We start from the raw sequence: 18772 nt of genomic DNA, 5'->3' as shown, positions 1-18772 counted from the left end.
GGGTTTTCGGTTTGCGAGGCATCGTCACTCCTTGGCGACATGTTATGCCTCAAACACGAAATTAATGACAGCCCCGTATTGGAACGAACACACGCCGTTGTTCGGATAGCTGAATAGTCCTTTAGGCAGTTTGCTGTTGAGACAAGAGATAAATTTTGAGAACCGCTGCTCGGCTATTCATCCTCATCGCGATCGGCATCCCTTTTCTGATAGTGCTCGGGCACTGGATCAAGGATGCAGTACGCCTTCACTAAGCAGCCATCGGATTATTCAGAGATTAAACGCGTAAGGCTGTCGCCGAACTCTGTCATCCGACTACGCGCGCCAAGTGGCTATATTTCGCTCGGCTACCCGACTTTCAGAAAACAAGTACGGGCGTCAACGGCTCCCCAACGAAAAACACACGCAAGTCGGAAACGATCATGTCATTACGCGATGGCGAAGTGGTGGTGATGGGTGGCTTGAGTCAACAGAAGGATTCGACCGTGAGCACCGGCATTCGTTGGCTACCCTCTTTTATGGACGGCGTCTCAACCGGTACAGGCAGGTCTGACATAGTGCTCGCGCTACAGGTGCAAAAGTTGTAGTAACGTCTCACCATCTCCCTACAATGCCCGACCAAACAACTCATGATAAATCCTCGGCCGTTCGTCCGTGTCTTTACTCCGGAGCTGTGGGGCCAGGTTGACAAATTCAAGCAGTTTTATGCTTCGACCCATAATTTCAAACCGGATGCAAAGAAGGCAGTTGCTGGCGTCGACAATCATTTTCAGAAGGCGGTGACGCTTAGACGAGTCGCATCGAAGCTCGCATCTAACTTGCGCTTGGACAACGATGAACTTGCGCAGAAAGGGTACACGGCAGCCCTAAACTCGCAGGAATTCTCGGCAGTGGTTGAGGAGGTTTTTACAGAACTCTACTCATCCATTGATTGCGCTCGGAAGGTCATCGTCGCGATATATGGCAACTGTCGCCACGTGCCGGACTCGACTCACAAACTTTTCGTTCGTGCGGCCAAGGGAGAGATCGGTTCGGATTTCCCCAAGGAACTCCTAATGTGCCTTCAATCGGCCACGTGGTTTCCCGAGCTCCTCTTGATCCGAGATGAGCTTACACACGCAACGATTGGAGCATGCCACCAAGATGCAGATTCTGACAAAATCACTTACATCCACCACGGCATCCGTCAGAACAAACGTAGTCTCGTTATCGATGATGTGTTCGCTAAGGCTGATGAATTCTTCGATGCGATCAACCGCTTCCTTGGACAGGTTTTCTTCTTTTTAAACGCAGGCCTAACTAGCACTCCGGTTGACGTCGTGTGCGCGTTTGCATTCGATCGCGTCTACGCGAGAAAGCTGAAGATCGCCGAGACAATCGACCTCAACAGCGGGACGTGCACCTCTTTCCAATGGTTTGACAGCCAACCCGAACGTCGTTGCCTGCTTGCCGACGAATGTGGAGCTTATCGCCATGCAAAAGAGTCCGGGCCTTCATCCGGTTTGTAAATTCCACGCAAATGCGCGCGAAGAGCGTTGACGCTGAACTCTTCGATAGAACGCCAATATCAAGTTGCCCCGTCACTAGGATTTGGTGCCAAATGAATGCAACATCCGCGTTCGCCAGTCTCGGAACTGATTCACCGGAAGTCATAGATCAGCTCGTCGATATGCTACTTTGGGGATTTAACGGCCCACGAAACTGGTTGTCACCGGCGGACATTCGGCAAATCATGGTGGTACTGTTGTCGAGAGCAGACGCGCACAATCCAGCTGTACAGTCGTCGCTCTCCAATTGTCTGGACTACCTTCGATCATTTATCGACTGATTTTTAACGGCATCCAGAATTGCCGCTGATACTAATACGTCAGGGCTGGCCGTCAAGGCCACGGCGCAGCCGCTTGGCCTTGACGGCCACCCACAAAAAATAAAATTGCCGATGGGGTTGTGACACATCCAGGATGAGGCGCCATCCCATGCAGACTTACGGCGTCAACGTAGCGTCAACGGCATGGCGCGATTAAGCGGCCTCATAGCTGGATGACGCCACGTAACGCGATGATTTAATGGACAAAGCGCATGCATAGCAGGTGTATTCGACGGAATCATAATCCGCAGGTCCGGGGTTCGAGTCCCTGATTCGCCACCAAATTAGAAACGGCTCCCAGCGATGGGAGCCGTTTTTTTTGTTCCGCAAAAACGGTTCTGTTCCGCAAGCCGATCACTTAGTTGGCGTAACCCGCTTCCCTTTGCGGTGCCGGACATACCGCCGCGCCATCTGTTTATCAGCGTGGCCTAGCTGGTCTTCTGCCGCAGCCATCCTCGCGAGCACCGCACGCCCTTGACACGCGAGGGGCGCGAGCATTGCATCAGAACGCCGGCTTGTCGCTACGTGCCTTGATGTTGGCCCGCAACGGCTCGCTCATCGGCATGTTCAGATTCACGCCAGCGGGAGGAATCGGCGATTCAAACCACTTCTTATAGAGCCGCGTGAATTCCCCCGATTTCATCAGTCTCGCCAAGGTTCCGTCCACCAACTTCTTGAACTCCGCATCGTCCTTGCGAACCATGCAAGCGTACGGCTCCACCTGGAGCGTTTCGCCCACAACCTCAAGCGAAGAAGGATTCCGTGAATTGGCACGCAAGCCGAACAGCAGAACGTCATCCAGGGCAAGCGCCGACGCGCGATCGCTTTCCACCAGTTGCAGGGCATCGGCATAGTCCTTGCCGGAAATGATCTGTACGTCGATGTTGTGATCAGCGCTGTACTTTTTCAGCACCTTCTCGTTCGTGCTGCCAGCCGTGCTGGCCACCGTCTTCTTCTCCAGATCCGCGTAGCCCTTGATGCCAGAATCGCGCTTTGTCAGCAGACGAGTCCCCGCATAGAAAAAGTTGATCGAGAACGCCACCTCCTTGCCGCGCGCGCTGGTATTCGTGGTCGAGCCACACTCCAAATCGTAGGTCCCATTGACCAGCATCGGAATACGATTCTGCCCAGTCACCGGGATGTATTCGACTTTGAGGCCAGGCTTCTTCAGCCGGCTTCGCACATCGTCAACAATGGCTTCCGTCAGGTCAGCTGAAAATCCAACGACTTTGTGCGGGCCAAGCAGATAACTGAAGGGAACCGCCGACTCACGATAGGCGACCGTGATTTTGTCCGCCGCGGCCACCTTTTCCAGAGTCTGCGCGTGAACATCTGCCGCAGCGGCCGACAGTCCGCCCGCGAGGAGGGCATAAGCCATCTTGAAAGATGTTTTCATTGTTGTTCTCCATGGAAGCGCGGAACGCTTGCGCGGTACCAGCCCCCGGGGTGGGCGCTGCGAAAGGGATCTCCGACCTCTTTGGTCTCAATCTAGTCGCCATCCCGATAGCGCCGTTGATCCAGGTCAACGCCGCAGGCAGCTGGCGCTCAAGCCCCCCCGCCTCGCCGCCGCTCACCACCTCGCGCCCCGCCCCATCCGATCACCGCCACACGGCTTAGTGCAATACGCGCCCCTGCTCTGCCTTACGGCGCGCCTTGGCACGACGCGTCAACATGTTCAGCCCCTCCACGAAGGCCGAGAATGCCATCGCCGCGTAGATGTAACCCTTCGGGATATGTGACCCGAAACCTTCCGCGATCAGCGTCATGCCGATCACGAGCAGAAAGCCCAGCGCCAGCATCACGACCGTCGGATTCGCCTCGATGAATCGCGAGAGCGGCCCCGCCATGAACAACATTGCCGTCACAGCGGCAATCACCGCAACGAACATGATCGGGATGTGCTCGGTCATGCCCACGGCCGTCACGATGCTGTCGATCGAGAACACGAGGTCCAGCATCAGGATCTGAACCACGGCGGCACGCGCAGTGATCGTCGCCATCGTTCCCGCCGTCGATGCGCCCTCGCCGTGTTCGGCATCGTCCGTGTCCGACGCCACATGCTGATGCATCTCCTTCGTCGCCTTCCACACGAGGAACAGACCACCGGAGATCAGAATCAGGTCGCGCCACGAAAAGCCGTGACCGAACAACTCGAAGAGCGGTGTCGTCAGCTTGGCGATCCATGCCACCGTACCCAGCAGCGCCAGACGCATGACCAGCGCCAGACCAATGCCCATACGCTGCGCGCGCGCCCGCATCGACAACGGCAACTTGTTGGTCAGGATAGAGATGAAGATCAGGTTGTCGATGCCAAGCACGACTTCCATGACCACCAACGTGACAAGCGCCGCCCATACCGCCGGGTCAACCGCCAAAGCAAGCAGATAGTCCATATGTGCGCCAGAGATTCCCTAGGGTTATCGGAACATTCGCCGCCAGTCGACAGCGGCCATGCCCCTTCGTTATCCCGCACCTAACGCGAGGTGCGGATCCAGGACAGCATGATCCCCGAACTCATGTTTCGCAAAAACCAGTTATATACTTCAAAATAATTCGGTTTTTCCGAAGTCTATTCGTTATGTTGAACTACCGTCATCTTTACTATTTTTGGGTTGTCGTCAAGGAAGGGGGCTTTGCTCGCGCGGCGGAGCGTCTCGACATGGCCGTGCAGACGATCAGCGCCCAGGTGCGCGAGCTTGAGAAATCACTCGGCCACCAGTTGCTCAAGCCCGCCGGACGCGGTGTCGCAATGACCGACCCCGGACAGGCGGCGTTTCGGCGCGCAGAAGAGATTTTTCGCCTCGGCCAGTCGATCCCCGACGACGTCCGCGAGGCCGCCAGCGGTCGTGTGGCAAGGCTTGCCATCGGGCTCGCCGACGGTATCTCCAAACTGGCCGCGCACGCGATTCTCGCGCCGGTGCTCGACACGCCCTCGCTGCGGCTCGTCTGCCATGAAGGCGAACACGAGCAGTTGCTCGCCGAACTTGCGCTACACAAGCTCGACCTCGTGCTCGCGAGCCAGCCCGCCCCGTATAACCCTACGCTGCGACTCTCAAGCGAACGTCTGGTCGCGTCGCCGGTCGACTGGTATGGGCCGGCATCGCTGGTACGCCAATCCGCGCGAGCCGCGTTTCCTCAATGCCTGGCAGACCTCCCCGTCGTGCTGCCAACCGGTCACTCGGCCCTGCGCGCCCGGCTCGATCAATGGTTTGAGGCACAGAGCATCCGCCCGAATATCGTCGGCGAATTCGAAGACAGCGCGCTCATGGCCGTCTTTGCCACACGCGGCATGGGCGTCTTTCCACTGAGCGAGGCGGGTGCGGGCGACGTCTCGCTGCTGCGCGGCCTGCGCTGGCTGGGCCGCCCTGCCGAGGTTTTCGAGGACATCCACGCCATTCGCTCGCGACGTGGCGAAGGCCATCCGCTCGTGACGCAAATCATCCGTGAAATCGGCCCGACGGCCGGTTCTGCTATAAGAACGACTGGCACGCCGTCTCCGTCTGCGCCGCCGTCATCTGCGAGGAAACCTCATGTCGAGTCGTAGCGATCAGCGCAAGTTCTTCCACCTCATGCTGTTCGTCGTGACGATCGTGTTCGGGTGGATTCTGTTTCCGCTATTCGGCGCCGTCTTCTGGGGCACGATTCTCGCCGTGCTGTTCCAGCCAGTGCAGCGCCGCATCCTCACTCGTCTGCGCGGCCGGCCGAATCTGGCCGCCCTCGCCACGCTGGCGCTGATCCTGCTCATCGTGATCCTGCCGCTCACGCTCGTGATCGGCATGCTGACGCAGGAAATCAGCACGGCACTCGTGCGTTTTCGCGCCGATCTTCCCCAACTCACAGTAGCCTTCCAGCAATTGCTCGACCGGATGCCCGCGAGTGTGCATCGGGTGATGGATCTGGCCGGTGTGCAGGACGTCGCCGCGATCCAGCAAAAGCTGGGCGACGGCGCCGCGCAAATTGGCCGCCTGGTCGCGGTCTATCTGGTGAGCATCGGTCAGAACACGGCGCAACTGCTCGTGAGCTTCGGCGTAATGCTCTACCTGCTGTTCTTTCTGCTGCGCGACGGTACCGTGCTCGGCGTGATGGTCCGACGCGCCCTGCCGCTCGAAGAACGTCACAAAACCCAACTGATCCGGCAGTTCACCACGGTCGTGCGCGCCACCGTCAAGGGCAACATCGCCGTCGCCGTGGTGCAAGGCGTACTCGGCGGCTTCATCTTCGCCGTCCTCGGCATCCAGGGCTACGTGCTCGCCGCCGTGGTGATGGCCTTCCTGTCGCTATTACCCGCCGTGGGCGCAGCCGTCGTGTGGGTGCCCGTGGGGACCTGGCTGTTGCTCTCCGGGGAAGTCTGGAAGGGCGTGGTGCTGTTTGCGTTCTGCGGCACCATTGTGAGTCTGGTCGACAACGTGCTGCGTCCGATTCTCGTGGGCAAGGACACGAAGCTGCCCGACTGGGTCGTGCTGATCGCCACCCTCGGCGGGATGTCGCTCTTCGGCCTGACGGGCTTCGTGATCGGACCGCTCATCGCCGCCCTGTTCATCTCCAGCTGGAATATCTACACGCGCCTGCGCGACGACGACAGCGATCAGGCCGACGCCGGGTGATATCCGTGGGCCTCCATCGGCACTGCCGCCCGCGCTTCATGCACGAGGGTAGCGAGATCGGCCCCGACCTGCGCCATCAGTCCATCCCAGTCGCCGCGCGGCGACTGGCGATAAAGCGTGAGCGACCGATACCAGTCGCTGTCCCGACGCGATAACTGCCAGCGCCAGTCCGGCGTAAAACCGACGAGTCCCCAGACCGGTTTTCCCAGCGCTCCGGCCAAGTGCAGCGCCGCCGTGTCCACTGAGATCACGAGATCCATCTGCGCCATGACGGCCGCCGTCTCGGCAAAATCGCTGAGCTTCGCGCCGATGTCATGCACATTGGCATACCGGGCCAGTTCGGCGCGCTCGTCGTCGGTCACATCGACCTGCAACGCGTAGAAATGCGCGTCGGTGCCGAAGACCGGCGCCCAATGCGCAAGCGCCACGTCGCGATGCGGCGGAAACGGCCCGGTGCGCCACACGAAGCCCACCCGCAACGCGCCTTCCGGCGGCTTGCCCAGCATCGACCGCCAGATCATCTCCCGCCCGGCGCTCGAGCGCACGTAGGGCAAAGCGGTTGCCACATCGCCTCCCGCTTTCAACAGATGCGGCAGGCTGAGCAGCGGCAACTGCCAGTCGAACGACGGCACCGGTATGTGCTCGGCAAGCACCGTCACCCCGCGCGCGAAGCCGCCCAGCAACGTGACAAGCGGCGCTTGCACCGACAGCACGACGTTCGCCCCCCTCTCGACCAGACGCGGCACAAACCGCACGAACTGCAACGTATTACCCAGGCCCGGTTCGCTATGGACGAATACCGTCTTGCCCGCGAGCGGCGCGCGCCCGTCCCAGAGCCGGTCGCTGAAGCGCCGCCGCTGACCGCCTTCCTGCCAGCGCCACTCGTAGTCATGCCAGCCATGCTCGAAGTCGCCCAGCAGCAGATTTGTCTGCGCCCGGTTAGTGCGCGCGCCCGCATGGTCCGGCGCGAGCTTCACCGCCTCGCGCAAGCATTGCAGCGCTTCGCCGAACGCGTGTTGCTCGCGCAGCGCCACCCCCAGGTTCACCAGCGGATCGGGTTGCTGCGGGGCGATGGCGTTGGCCAGCCGGTATGCGTCGATCTCTTCGTCGTAGCGGCCCAAAGCACCCAGCGCGCGGCCACGGTTGAAGTGCGCCTGCCACAACGCCGGCGCCTTGGCCGACGTGCGCTCGAACCAGCCGAGCGCACGCGCGTTGTCGCCCGCCTGCGCCCAGGTCAGGCCAATGGTGTGCATCGTGCCGATGACGTCCGGCGACTGCTGCACGGTGGCGTCGAACAGCGCCTCGGCACGCATCTGGCGCCCGGCCTGGAGGCTGGCCATCGCGGCGTCGAAACTCGCCTGCGCGCCCGGTTGCGGCACGAGCGCGATCAGGCGGTCGAAGGCGTCGGCGGCCGACTCGAAGGCGTTGGTGCGCAACGAGACGTAGGCGAGGCCCTCGAGGGCCGGCAGGAATTCGGGGGATTGTTTCAGTACTTGGCGCAACTCGGCGATCGCCTCGTCGAGCCGGCCGGCGGCACTCAGTTGTCGTGCACGCTCGCAACGCGCGTCTAATGGCGTCGTCATGCGGCGCATCCTTGCTTGTCTTGGAATGAGAGGGAGTCGGGCCGGCAAGCCACACGACCACCGGGGGCGCCTTGCACCACCGGCCACTGGCGCCGTGGCCCGATCGAGCGGTGCACACTACACGACCGCACGGCGCGAAGCAAGCCGCGGGAATTGGTCCGCGCAACGCCCATAAAGTTCACATCATCCCAGCCTCATTTTGCGGCCCGGCGTCGGCGCAAACGGTCTCCGCACACACCTCGGGTATCATCTGTCGAAATCTTGATTTCCCGCAGTGCAACATAAAAACCACAATTCCTCTTGGAAGATCCGGTTTGCCAGCGTATGACACGCGCTTTAACATATTTTTACGGGGCAATCTGGTAGCATCCGCTGCCGTCCCTGCGCGCGCGCAACGTCGCTGCCGCGCTGCATGCCGACGCCAAATCCTGTTATCCGTCCGACCCCTCATCCTCAAGAGGTCTTGATGACGCGCGTAGCCCGTCCGTTCATCCCCGCCACTGCGCGACGCCTGCTTCCCAACCGCTGGGATTTCATTGCGTTCCCGATCATCATCGGTTTCCTGATGGTCAGCTCGTCGGGCATTCGTCAGACGTTGGCCCCGCTGGCCAACCTGCAGACCGAGGTCATCTCGCTCGATCCGGCCAACCTGCCCGAGTACGCGTTGCGCACCACGCTGCGCATGCTCGCGGCGATGGTCGCCTCGCTCGTCTTCACGCTCGTCTATGGCACGCTTGCGGCCAAGAGCCGCCGGGCCGAGAAGCTGCTCGTGCCGATGCTCGACATCCTCCAGTCGGTGCCGGTGCTGGGTTACATCTCGTTTACGGTCACCTTCTTCCTCGCCCTGTTCCCGGGACGCGTGCTCGGCGCCGAATGCGCCGCGATCTTCGCGATCTTCACGAGCCAGGCGTGGAACATGACGTTTTCGTTCTACCAGTCGATGCGCACCCAGCCGCGCGATCTGTCGGAAGTGGCGGTGAATCTGCGGCTCTCGCCGTGGCAGCGCTTCTGGAAACTCGACGTACCGTACTCGATGCCGGGCCTCATCTGGAACATGATGATGAGCATGTCGGGCGGCTGGTTCTTCGTGGTGGCGTCCGAGGCGATCACCGTGGGCGACAAGACGGTGACGCTGCCGGGCATCGGCGCGTATCTCGCCACGGCCATCGTGCAGCGCGATCTGCATGCCGTGGGCTGGGTGATTCTGGCGATGGTCGTCGTCATTGTGATCTACGACCAGTTCCTGTTCCGGCCAATGGTCGCCTGGTCCGACAAATTCCGTCTGGAAGACACCGTCTCTCAGGCCGCGCCCGAGTCGTGGGTGCTCAACCTGATTCAACGCACCCGAGCGATTCAGTTCCTGCTTCGCCCGTTCGGCAAGCTGCTGCGTACGCTCGCGCGTGCACGCATGCCGCTCTCGCTGCCCGCCGCGATCCATTCCGAATCGAAGACCCCGCTCTCGCGCGTGATCGATTGGGTGTGGGCCGCGCTGCTGGTAGTGCTGGGCGGGGTCGCCGCCTGGAAGATCTGCGCCTTCGTGACGGCCGAAGTCGGCGTCGCCGAAGTGCTGCGCGTGTTCGGCCTGGGTCTGGTCACGTTGGTTCGCGTGGTGGTGCTCATTGGCATCGCCTCGGTGGTGTGGGTGCCGCTGGGCGTGCTGATCGGGCTACGCCCGAAGCTTGCCGAACGCATCCAGCCGGTTGCCCAGTTCCTCGCGGCCTTCCCGGCCAACCTGTTGTTCCCGGTCTTCGTGGTGGCGATCGTCCATTTCCACGCCAATCCGGACATCTGGCTCTCGCCGCTCATCGTGCTGGGCACGCAGTGGTACATCCTGTTCAACGTCATCGCCGGTGCGACGGCGTTTCCCAACGACTTCAAGGAAGCCGCCACCAACTTCCGCATTCGCGGCTGGCAGTGGTGGCGTCAGATCATGCTGCCGGGCATCTTCCCCTACTACGTGACGGGCGCGATCACGGCGTCGGGCGGCGCGTGGAACGCGTCGATCGTCTCGGAATACGTGCAGTGGGGCAACGACAAGGTTGCCGCGCACGGCCTGGGCGCGTACATCGCGCAAATGACGGAAGCGGGCGACTATCCGCGCATCTTGCTGGGCATCGCCGTGATGGCGCTGTTCGTTGTACTGTTCAACCGCTTGCTGTGGCGTCCGATGTACGCCATTGCTGAAAACAAGCTTCGCCTGAATTAAAGGGACCGTGATGCCGAACGATACCCAACCGATTGCCGGAAAAGAGATCTTCTCGCTCGCCAACGTCGGCCGCGGCTTCCGCAAGGGCAGCGACGAGCGGCAAGTGCTCGACGGTGTGAATCTGCAACTGCACGAAGGCGAAATCGTCGGCCTGCTCGGCCGCTCGGGCTCGGGCAAGTCGACGCTGCTGCGTATCATCGCCGGCCTGATTCAGCCGAGCGCGGGCGACATCCGCTATCTCGGCGAACCGCTCGAAGGGCCGCCCGAGGGGGTGGCGATGGTGTTCCAGACCTTCGCGCTGTTTCCGTGGCTGACCGTGCTGCAAAACGTGGAAGCCGGACTGGAAGCGCTTGGCGTCGAGCCGAAGGAGCGTCGCCGCCGTGCCCTCGCCGCCATCGACCTGATCGGTCTGGACGGCTTCGAGAACGCCTATCCGCGCGAACTTTCGGGCGGCATGCGCCAGCGGGTGGGCTTCGCGCGTGCGCTCGTGGTCAATCCCACGCTGCTGCTCATGGACGAGCCGTTTTCCGCGCTCGACGTGCTCACCGCCGAGACGCTGCGTACTGACTTGCTCGACCTGTGGAGCCAGCGGCAGTTGCCGATCAAGTCGATCCTGATCGTCACACACAATATTGAAGAAGCCGTGTTCATGTGCGACCGGATTCTGGTGCTGTCGTCGAATCCCGGCCGCGTGGTCGCCGAGATCAAGGTACCGTTCCCACATCGACGCAACCGTCTCGACCCGGCCTTCCGCAAGATGGTCGACGACATCTATGCGCTGATGACGTCGCGTCGCAACGCACACACCACGCAGAAGATGACGCTGGAGTTGTCGAGTCCGCTGCACGAAGTGTCGACCAACCTGATGGCCGGTCTGCTCGAAGCGTTGGCCGGCCCGCCGTACAACGGCCGCGCCGACTTGCCGGAAATCGCGCAGACGCTGCTGCTCGAGGTCGACGACCTCTTCCCCGTGGCCGAAATCCTCGACCATTTGGGCTTCGCGGAACTCAAGGAGGGCGACATCCTGCTGACCGTCGCCGGCAAACGTTTCGTGGACGTGAGCACGCAGGAACGCAAGGTGCTGTTCGCCGAGCATCTGCTGCGTCACGTGCCGCTCGCCGCGAAGATTCGCGCCGTGCTGCAGGAACGCCGCGGGCAACGCGCCCCGCGCGTACGGTTCGAGCAGGAGCTGGAAGATTCGATGTCGGACGATCTCGCGCAGGAAACGCTCGATACCGCCATCAACTGGGGACGTTACGCCGAGATCTTCTCGTACAACGACCACACGGAGACGTTCAGTCTGGAAGACGTGGAAGGCGCGACCTGATCATCGTCCGCCGGCGTCCGGCCGGAAATCCAACGCCGCGCGACTCGACTGAGCGCGCGGCGTTGTCATTTTTAGAAGGCGTAGCCCGCGCCGACCATCCAGGTCTGGTTGATCGTCTTCGAATCGGGTTCGTAGGCGTTCGTGCCCGGCGCGACCTGCGTGACGCTCGAGCGCCCGTATTGGAAGCGAGACCACTCGTAGCTCGCGTTCACGTGGAAGTTGCGCGCGATCGCATAGTCGAGCCCGAAGCCCGCCACGACGACCGGCTTGTTCCCGAGGCTGAACGTGTTCTGCGAGCCCGCCAGCGTCATCGAGGCGCCCACCATCGCGCCCGCGCGAACGTCTGCGGTCGCCACAAGCTTCGGTGTGACTTCGAGCTGCCCCATCAGGCCGCCGCCGACCACATGATGGCGATAGCGCTCGTAAAAACCGTTCGGGTCGCGACTGCTGTCACGAATCCAGTCCCGGTAGCTATAGCTCAGATAAGGAATCACCTGCGCATGCCAGGTGCCGAGTTGGAATGGAATCGCCTTGCCGGCCTTGAGCGTGACGTCCGTCGCGGTCGAGCGCGTGCTCATCTCATAGTTCGGCTGGACAACGCGGCCCGCCAGATCTTGCAGATAACCGCCGTAATCGACGTTGCCGTGCGAGACACGCACCGAGCCAGCGAAATAGAGGTTGGACACGCTGAACAGCTCTCGCTGGGTCGATGCCCCCAGCGCGAACGCGGCGATCGTTCCCCGTTCGGAATCGCTCTTGCCGGGCGCGATATTTTCCCAGTAATGCAATTGCTGGGCACCCGCGTCGACCCAGACCTGATTGTTGGCGCGCAGCATGGCTTCCTGCGCAGAGACGTTGGCCGCACACACGCTGGCGGCAACGAAGACGAATGCGGCGCGCTTGATGGCGCTTCCGCGATGGCCGCAAGCGATGGTGCGGCGGGTGCTAGGCGTCATTGCACGTCCCTCCCAGGCGTGTTCTCTAAGACGACTCGAAGATGGCCATCGGCGTGGCCACCGTTTTTCGGCATTGTTTCAGCGCGTGAGGTGGCATGCAAGCGGAGAAATGTGGATTCTTCGGATCCTTAGCCAATTGAGATTCACGCGGCTCGAGCGATCGAGACGGGAAACTCGGCTGCATGGCCGTGACGATTGGCAGATGGGCAAACGGCGGGAAATTTTCCCCGGCCGAAGCGGTCGTCGCTGAGGAGAATCGAGCGATCCGACCGTGTCAAAAAGGCCACACGTATCGGTATAGATACTGATTCGCGGTCGTTTTTATGCAGTCGCATAATGAATACGGAACCTGCTGGTCATGCACCGGGGGGCGCAGCGACGCGCAGTCATGCAGGTTCTTTCCGCGGCGAAGACCGTGCATCAGACCCGAGAAGACGCAATATGAGCTATTACCATTCGAAAGAAGCCGTCCGCGGGCGGGCCATCAGCTTGACCCCCGCGTACCGCTGGCGCCGACGCGCCTTTGCTGTGACCTGTGCGGTCATCGCCGCACTGGCGTACTACGCCGTGCACCACCCGAAGTAAGGCTCACGGCAATCCCGGCGCGCAATGCAACAAGGCGCGTACGACTCGATATCGCACGCGCCTTGCTCGGCTTGTCCTGATCTCCCTCGCAGTCACCGGCTCGCCTTTCGGCGCCATCACCTCCTCCTCAGCGTCGCCGTCACCTCCCCGCTCCCGATCAAGCCGCGTTGCCCAGGACCGGCGCATGCCAGTCGAGTGGCACGTTGGCGAGCATGTCGTCGACCATCGCGTCCAGTCCGAAGGCCGGCTGCCAGTCCCAATCGTAGCGGGCATGGGTATCGTCAAGCGTATGCGGCCAGGTCTCGGCAATCGCCTGGCGGAAGTCCGGGGCGTATTTCACCGTGAAGCCCGGCACACGACGTGCAATGGCCGCCGCCAGCGTGGCCGGGTCGAAGCTCACCCCCGCCACGTTGTACGAGGAACGCACGCGCAGGCGCGAGGCGTCGGCATTCATCAACGCCAGCGTGGCACGCACCGCATCGGGCATGTGGATCATCGGCAGCGTCGCGTCTTCCTTCAGGAAACACGTGTACGTCTCGCCGCGACGCGCCGCCTGGAAGATCTCAATGGCGTAATCGGTCGTGCCGCCGCCCGGGGGCGTCTTGTAGCTGATGACGCCGGGATAGCGCAAGCTGCGCACGTCTACGCCGAACTTTGTGAAGTAGTACTCGCACAGCCGCTCGCCCGCCTGCTTGCTGATGCCGTACATCGTGGTCGGATCCATGATGGCGAGCTGGGGCGTTTCGACGGCCGGCGTATGCGGACCGAATGCGGCAATCGACGACGGCCAGAACACGCGCAGTCCCTGGCGTTCGCGCGCCAGTTCGAGCACATTGAGCAAGCCGTTCATGTTGAGCGTCCAGGCCTGGAGCGGCCGGGTCTCGCCCGTTGCGGAGAGCAGCGCCGCCAAATGGAAGATCTGGGTAATGCCGAAGCGCTCGACCAGCGCGGCCAGTCGTGCGCCGTCGAGCACGTCGAGCGTCTCGTAATGCACCGCGTGACGTGACGGTCCGGGTGCGATGTCCGTGGCGATGACGTTCTCGTTGCCATACTGCGCGGCCAGCGCGTCGACGAGTTCGCTGCCGATTTGACCGTTGGCGCCGATGATGAGGATGCGTTCCATGTTCAACCTTGCTTGAGAATGCCGAGTTCGTTGCCGGCCTGGGCGAACGCCGTCAGCGCCCGGTTCAGTTGATCGCGCGTGTGGGCCGCCGAGAGTTGCACGCGCACGCGCGCCTGTCCGTGCGGCACCACCGGATAGAAGAAGCCGGTGGCGATCACGCCCAGCTCATAAAGCCGCTGCGCGAAACGCTGCGCGAGCGTCGCGTCGAAGAGCATGACCGGCACGATCGGGTGCGTGCCGGGCTTGATGGTGAAGCCCAGCGCCGCCACTTCGCGGCGGAAGAACGCGGTGTTCTCGTGCAATTGCTCACGTCGCGCCGATGAGTGTTCGAGTTCGTCGAACACAGCGAGCGACGTGCCGACAATGGCGGGCGCCAGGCTGTTCGAAAACAGGTACGGGCGCGAGCGCTGACGCAGCGTTTCGATGACCTCGCGTCGCCCGGCCGTGAAGCCCCCCATCGCGCCGCCGAGCGCCTTGCCCAGCGTGCCGGTGATGATGTCGATCTTGCCGAGCACACCATGATGCTCGTGCGTGCCGCGCCCCGTTGGCCCCATGAAGCCGGTCGCGTGACACTCGTCGATCATGATGAGCGCACCGTATTGCTCGGCCAGCGCCACGATGCTGTCGAGTTGAGCAATCGTGCCGTCCATCGAGAACACACCGTCGGTCACGATGATGCGATGACGCGCCCCCATCGCCGACTGCAACTGGCGCTCCAGGTCGTCCATGTCGTTGTGGGCATAGCGCAGACGCTGCGCCTTGCAAAGACGCACACCGTCGATGATCGAGGCGTGATTGAGGGCGTCGGAGATGATCGCGTCCTGCTCGTCGAACAGCGGTTCGAAGACGCCGCCATTGGCGTCGAACGCTGCGGCGTACAGGATGGCGTCTTCGGTGCCGAGATACGCGGCGATGCGAGCCTCAAGGGCCTTGTGTGGACCTTGCGTGCCGCAGATGAAGCGCACCGACGACAAGCCGAATCCAAAGTCTTCCAGCGCTTGCTGTGCGGCCTTGACGAGCGTTTCACTGCCCGAAAGCCCGAGGTAGTTGTTGGCGCACAGGTTGATACGCGCCTGCCCGTCGTCGCACATGACCTCCGGCCCCTGCCGCGACATCAGCACGCGTTCCTGCTTGAAAAGGCCCTGCCGGCGCGTGTCTTCGAGTCGTTCGGTCAGTTGACGGTAGAAGCCTTCGCGGGCTTCCGGGGTTTGTGCGGTCATCGTGCGCCTCTCCTTGGTGCGGTCGTCGGCGCCGTTATGCAGCGCCGTCGTGGGAATCCGGCGGCGTCGGTGGATACCGGCCGGTCGCGAAGGGCAGCCCGGCATCGAGCGCTTGCTCTGCTACCATGCAGCCATTCACCTTATCGGAAACTATACTTTATATTGAACTAGTTTCAATATATTGGAAAATTCTAATATCACGGAATGCATATGGCAAGTACTCCCGCAGCATCGGCGATGTCACCGGTCGCCCCGCCGCCGGTCGGCGACATGATTCAGCAACTGCGCAAAGAGCGCGGCATGACGCTGGAGACGCTCTCGCGCGCGTCCGGCGTCTCCAAGTCGATGCTCTCGCAGATCGAGCGCGACAAGGCCAATCCGACCATTGCCGTGGCGTGGCGGTTGGCCAATGCGTTAGGTGTGCGCCTCGACCAACTGCTGGGCGCCCCGGCGGGCGACCCCGAGCCGGTACGCGTGATCGGCAAGCATGAAATTCCGACACTGGCGGGCGCTGAGCACGCGTATCAGCTCAAGATCCTGGGACCGATGGAGCTGGCGGGCAAATACGAGTGGTATGAATTGACGCTGCAACCCGGCGCCGCACTCGTCTCCGAGCCGCACGATCCGGGCACGCGCGAACACTTCACGGTGTTCGACGGCCAGGTCGACATCGAGGTCGAACACTTCGCGCGACGCGCCAAGCCGGGCGAGACCGCCCGCTATCCCGCCGACCGCGCCCACGCGATCCGCAATGTCGGCAAATCCGTCGCACGTGGTCTGCTCGTGGTGATCCACGGATAAGCGCGGGCGGAACACCCGCGCGTGGCGCAGGCCGCTACGGCAGCAGCGGCCTGAAGGCACTCAGTCGGCCGCCAGCGCACCCGACATGCCGGCGTCGATGATCTGACGCGCCACCGTCGGCAAAATGCGGAGCGGCGGCGAACCGGGTCCGAAGGTTTGACTCGCTGCATACGCGCCTTCGAGAATCAGCGAGAGCGCATCGACCAACGGCGCCGGCTCCCGCAAACCCGCGGCCGTGACGAGTTCGGTGAAACGCCGCACCATTTCCGCCTTGTAATTCACCACCGACTGGCGCGCGGGATGCGCCGGGTCGGGGAATTCAGCGGCCACGTTCACGAACGGGCAGCCGCGATAGCCGGGCCGACTCGCCCGCTCGGAGAGATCCACGAAGATTTGCAGCAATTGTGCGCGCGGCTCGCCGCGCCGTTTTGCGATACTTTCGTCGATACGCGCCAGACTCGCCGTCTGCATGTGATCGAGATACGCCAGAATCAGCTCGTCCTTCGACGCGAACTGGCGATAGAGGCACATCTTGTTGACGCCGGCGCGTTTGACGACGGCGTCCACGCCCACGGCGCGCACCCCTTCAGTGTGGAACAGTTCCACGGCCGCATTGAGCAGATACTGATGCGCGACGGACGCTGGCGTCACATGCCGCTCGGTCTTGCCCGAGCGCGTCGCCGTTCGGCCTCGGCGCGCAGGGACAACCGTGCCTTTGCGCTTGGCGTCCTTCGTGGCCTTCGCGACCGCGGTCGTTTCTCCCCCTGATGTCGCCGGATCCGGCGTCCCAGGCACATCGGGCATGACAGGCGTTGTCGATTTGGCCATGATCCGGCACTCCCCTAAAGCGGTGATTCGCGATGTCGGGCAGCACCCGGACGTCGCAAACGAATACTTGACATGTTACCGATCGGTTCATACCATGGCAACCTAATGTTACCGATCTGTCACAAGCTTACGATTGACCATAGACAGCGCGGTTCCCGCAAACGTTCCCGGGACGGCTGACGAGACCGATCCCCCGCAAGGATTTCCGCCATGAAGGCAGCCATCGCAAGGCGCATCAACGGTCACTTCCACTATGGCTGGGTCGTGGTCGGGGTGATATTCCTGGTTCTGCTCGCATCGGCGGGCATTCGCGCGACGCCCAGCGTGATGATGGTGCCGCTCGAGCACGACTTCGGCTGGAGCCGCGCCACCATCTCGCTGGCCATTTCGGTGAATCTGGCGCTATACGGGTTGACCGGCCCGTTCGCCGCCGCTGCAATGCAACGTTTTGGCATTCGCCCGACCGTCATGGTGGCGTTGCTGCTGCTCGCCTCGGGCACGGCCCTTTCGTCGCTGATGACCGCCCCCTGGCAGATGGTGTTGATCTGGGGCGTGATGGTCGGGGGCGGCACGGGTGTGGCGGCCATCACGCTGGCCGCCACCGTGGCGAACCGCTGGTTCCACACACATCGCGGTCTGGCGATGGGCATCCTGACGGCGAGTTCGGCCACCGGTCAGATGGTCTTTCTGCCGATGATGGCCGCGATCATCGAGCGTCACGGCTGGCGACCGGTGGTGCTGATCGTGGCGATCGTCGCGGCGCTGGTGCTGCCGCTCGTGGCGTTCCTCCTGCCGGAGCGTCCGGGGTCGGTCGGCCTGCGCCCGGTCGGCGCCCCTGAAGACGCGCCGGATATCCCGCTCTCGCAAGGCAATCCGCTGACCCACGCGTTGTCGGTACTGCGCGTGGCGGCCGGCAAGCGCGACTTCTGGCTCTTGTTCTTCAGCTTCTTCATCTGCGGCGCGAGCACCAACGGCTACATCGGCACGCACTTCATCGCGATGTGCAGCGATTACGGGCTCTCCGAAGTCAAGGGGGCCGGCATTCTCGCGGCGATGGGCATGCTCGATCTCGTGGGCACCACGTTTTCGGGCTGGCTCTCCGATCGCTACAACAGTCGCGTGTTGCTGTTCTGGTATTACGGGTTGCGCGGGCTGTCGCTGATTTACCTGCCGTATGCGTTCGGCTTCGATTTCTTCGGCCTGCCGCTCTTTGCACTGTTCTACGGCCTGGACTGGATCGCGACCGTGCCGCCGACCGTGCGACTGACGACCGATGTGTTCGGCAAAACGGCGGCCCCCATCGTGTTCGGCTGGATCGTCGCGGGGCACCAGCTCGGTGCGGCGACGGCCGCCCTGGTCGCCGGCTCGCTGCGCGCCACGCTCGGCAACTACACAATGGCATCGATGCTCTCGGGCGGCGTGTGCATTATCGGCGCGTTCATGGTGCTGCGCATTAACCGGCGCGCACCGAGTCAGCCCGTCCCGGCCGGCGCGTAATCCTGCCATCGGGTCGCCGTGATGCCTCGCACCGGCACGCGCATTGCCGAGCATCGAGGCGCGTTTTTGCATCGACAGGCGTCGCCTTTGGTGACGTCGGCGAGATTTCAGCAATTGCCGTAACCTATTCAAGGTTTGTGCAGGACAGCATCCCCCATTTTCACAGGACCCTGAA

At 62.3% G+C, this 18772-nt stretch carries 15 protein-coding genes and 1 pseudogene; 9 read left to right on the top strand and 7 right to left on the bottom strand.

Translation table 11 applies throughout. The features are described from left to right. Positions 1–380: 380 nt before the first annotated feature. Together PCE31106_RS23345 and PCE31106_RS23340 are read left to right on the top strand one after the other, a co-directional pair. Positions 381–587 (top strand): annotated as a pseudogene (locus PCE31106_RS23345) (type II secretory pathway protein); the annotation flags it as partial. A gap of 42 nt (positions 588–629) precedes the next feature. Beyond that, positions 630–1508, top strand: coding sequence for a hypothetical protein (locus PCE31106_RS23340; RefSeq protein WP_150564837.1), 879 nt, complete (start codon positions 630–632; stop codon positions 1506–1508). A gap of 861 nt (positions 1509–2369) precedes the next feature. Here PCE31106_RS23340 and PCE31106_RS23335 read toward each other — a convergent pair. Further along, positions 2370–3263 carry a transporter substrate-binding domain-containing protein gene (locus tag PCE31106_RS23335; protein ID WP_150564836.1) on the bottom strand — a complete coding sequence of 298 codons (894 nt, stop codon included), beginning with the start codon at positions 3261–3263 and terminating at the stop codon, positions 2370–2372. Between the two features lie 217 nt (positions 3264–3480). After that, positions 3481–4260 carry a TerC family protein gene (locus PCE31106_RS23330; protein WP_150564835.1) on the bottom strand — a complete coding sequence of 260 codons (780 nt, stop codon included), beginning with the start codon at positions 4258–4260 and terminating at the stop codon, positions 3481–3483. A gap of 185 nt (positions 4261–4445) precedes the next feature. Here PCE31106_RS23330 and PCE31106_RS23325 point away from each other — a divergent pair, with 185 nt between their 5' ends. Continuing rightward, positions 4446–5411: a LysR family transcriptional regulator gene (locus PCE31106_RS23325; protein ID WP_150564834.1), complete on the top strand. Its 966-nt coding sequence runs from the start codon at positions 4446–4448 to the stop codon at positions 5409–5411. Further along, positions 5398–6471, top strand: coding sequence for an AI-2E family transporter (locus PCE31106_RS23320; protein ID WP_017232900.1), 1074 nt, complete (start codon positions 5398–5400; stop codon positions 6469–6471). Before PCE31106_RS23325 ends, PCE31106_RS23320 begins: the two co-directional genes overlap by 14 nt. Here PCE31106_RS23320 and PCE31106_RS23315 read toward each other — a convergent pair. Further along, on the bottom strand, positions 6453–8054 hold the full coding sequence (locus tag PCE31106_RS23315) for a tetratricopeptide repeat protein (protein WP_174975416.1): 1602 nt from the start codon (positions 8052–8054) through the stop codon (positions 6453–6455). The genes PCE31106_RS23320 and PCE31106_RS23315 overlap by 19 nt on opposite strands. Before the next feature lie 466 nt (positions 8055–8520). On the opposite strand from PCE31106_RS23315, the gene PCE31106_RS23310 reads away from it, so the two are divergent. Continuing rightward, the gene (locus tag PCE31106_RS23310) at positions 8521–10260 is read left to right on the top strand and encodes an ABC transporter permease (protein ID WP_150564832.1); all 1740 of its coding nucleotides are present in this window, start codon (positions 8521–8523) and stop codon (positions 10258–10260) included. Positions 10261–10270: 10 nt separating this feature from the next. Next, entirely contained in the window at positions 10271–11587 is a 1317-nt protein-coding gene (locus tag PCE31106_RS23305) for an ABC transporter ATP-binding protein (protein WP_150564831.1), read from the top strand. A 71-nt stretch (positions 11588–11658) separates the two neighbouring features. On the opposite strand, the gene PCE31106_RS23300 is transcribed toward PCE31106_RS23305, so the two are convergent. Further along, entirely contained in the window at positions 11659–12543 is an 885-nt protein-coding gene (locus PCE31106_RS23300) for an outer membrane protein (RefSeq protein WP_150564830.1), read from the bottom strand. Between the two features lie 441 nt (positions 12544–12984). On the opposite strand from PCE31106_RS23300, the gene PCE31106_RS24130 reads away from it, so the two are divergent. Continuing rightward, positions 12985–13128, top strand: coding sequence for a hypothetical protein (locus tag PCE31106_RS24130; protein ID WP_017232894.1), 144 nt, complete (start codon positions 12985–12987; stop codon positions 13126–13128). Positions 13129–13285: 157 nt separating this feature from the next. On the opposite strand, the gene PCE31106_RS23295 is transcribed toward PCE31106_RS24130, so the two are convergent. Both PCE31106_RS23295 and kbl read right to left on the bottom strand, forming a co-directional pair. Next, complete coding sequence (locus tag PCE31106_RS23295; RefSeq protein WP_174975414.1) at positions 13286–14251, bottom strand: NAD-dependent epimerase/dehydratase family protein; 966 nt, start codon at positions 14249–14251, stop codon at positions 13286–13288. A gap of 2 nt (positions 14252–14253) precedes the next feature. Next, a complete protein-coding gene (gene kbl / locus PCE31106_RS23290) occupies positions 14254–15471 on the bottom strand; it encodes a glycine C-acetyltransferase (RefSeq protein ID WP_150564828.1) in 1218 nt (405 codons plus the stop codon). Between the two features lie 204 nt (positions 15472–15675). On the opposite strand from kbl, the gene PCE31106_RS23285 reads away from it, so the two are divergent. Then, the gene (locus tag PCE31106_RS23285) at positions 15676–16272 is read left to right on the top strand and encodes a helix-turn-helix domain-containing protein (RefSeq protein WP_369751557.1); all 597 of its coding nucleotides are present in this window, start codon (positions 15676–15678) and stop codon (positions 16270–16272) included. Between the two features lie 60 nt (positions 16273–16332). Here PCE31106_RS23285 and PCE31106_RS23280 read toward each other — a convergent pair whose 3' ends face one another. Continuing rightward, positions 16333–17100 carry a TetR/AcrR family transcriptional regulator gene (locus PCE31106_RS23280; protein WP_150564827.1) on the bottom strand — a complete coding sequence of 256 codons (768 nt, stop codon included), beginning with the start codon at positions 17098–17100 and terminating at the stop codon, positions 16333–16335. Positions 17101–17310: 210 nt separating this feature from the next. Here PCE31106_RS23280 and PCE31106_RS23275 point away from each other — a divergent pair, with 210 nt between their 5' ends. Further along, positions 17311–18597 carry an MFS transporter gene (locus PCE31106_RS23275; protein WP_150564826.1) on the top strand — a complete coding sequence of 429 codons (1287 nt, stop codon included), beginning with the start codon at positions 17311–17313 and terminating at the stop codon, positions 18595–18597. The last annotated feature ends 175 nt before the right edge of the window (positions 18598–18772 follow it).

The sequence above is a fragment of the Pandoraea cepalis genome, from assembly GCF_902459665.1.
GTDB classification, from domain to species: Bacteria; Pseudomonadota; Gammaproteobacteria; order Burkholderiales; family Burkholderiaceae; genus Pandoraea; species Pandoraea cepalis.
This window is presented reverse-complemented; position numbering and strand designations above follow the sequence as displayed.

Coding starts and splice junctions, on each gene's coding strand:
- PCE31106_RS23340 (WP_150564837.1), top strand. CDS start 630: ATGATAAATCCTCGGCCGTTCGTCCGTGTCTTTACTCCGGAGCTGTGG.
- PCE31106_RS23335 (WP_150564836.1), bottom strand. CDS start 3,263: ATGAAAACATCTTTCAAGATGGCTTATGCCCTCCTCGCGGGCGGACTG.
- PCE31106_RS23330 (WP_150564835.1), bottom strand. CDS start 4,260: ATGGACTATCTGCTTGCTTTGGCGGTTGACCCGGCGGTATGGGCGGCG.
- PCE31106_RS23325 (WP_150564834.1), top strand. CDS start 4,446: ATGTTGAACTACCGTCATCTTTACTATTTTTGGGTTGTCGTCAAGGAA.
- PCE31106_RS23320 (WP_017232900.1), top strand. CDS start 5,398: ATGTCGAGTCGTAGCGATCAGCGCAAGTTCTTCCACCTCATGCTGTTC.
- PCE31106_RS23315 (WP_174975416.1), bottom strand. CDS start 8,054: ATGACGACGCCATTAGACGCGCGTTGCGAGCGTGCACGACAACTGAGT.
- PCE31106_RS23310 (WP_150564832.1), top strand. CDS start 8,521: ATGACGCGCGTAGCCCGTCCGTTCATCCCCGCCACTGCGCGACGCCTG.
- PCE31106_RS23305 (WP_150564831.1), top strand. CDS start 10,271: ATGCCGAACGATACCCAACCGATTGCCGGAAAAGAGATCTTCTCGCTC.
- PCE31106_RS23300 (WP_150564830.1), bottom strand. CDS start 12,543: ATGACGCCTAGCACCCGCCGCACCATCGCTTGCGGCCATCGCGGAAGC.
- PCE31106_RS24130 (WP_017232894.1), top strand. CDS start 12,985: ATGAGCTATTACCATTCGAAAGAAGCCGTCCGCGGGCGGGCCATCAGC.
- PCE31106_RS23295 (WP_174975414.1), bottom strand. CDS start 14,251: ATGGAACGCATCCTCATCATCGGCGCCAACGGTCAAATCGGCAGCGAA.
- kbl (WP_150564828.1), bottom strand. CDS start 15,471: ATGACCGCACAAACCCCGGAAGCCCGCGAAGGCTTCTACCGTCAACTG.
- PCE31106_RS23285 (WP_369751557.1), top strand. CDS start 15,676: ATGCATATGGCAAGTACTCCCGCAGCATCGGCGATGTCACCGGTCGCC.
- PCE31106_RS23280 (WP_150564827.1), bottom strand. CDS start 17,100: ATGGCCAAATCGACAACGCCTGTCATGCCCGATGTGCCTGGGACGCCG.
- PCE31106_RS23275 (WP_150564826.1), top strand. CDS start 17,311: ATGAAGGCAGCCATCGCAAGGCGCATCAACGGTCACTTCCACTATGGC.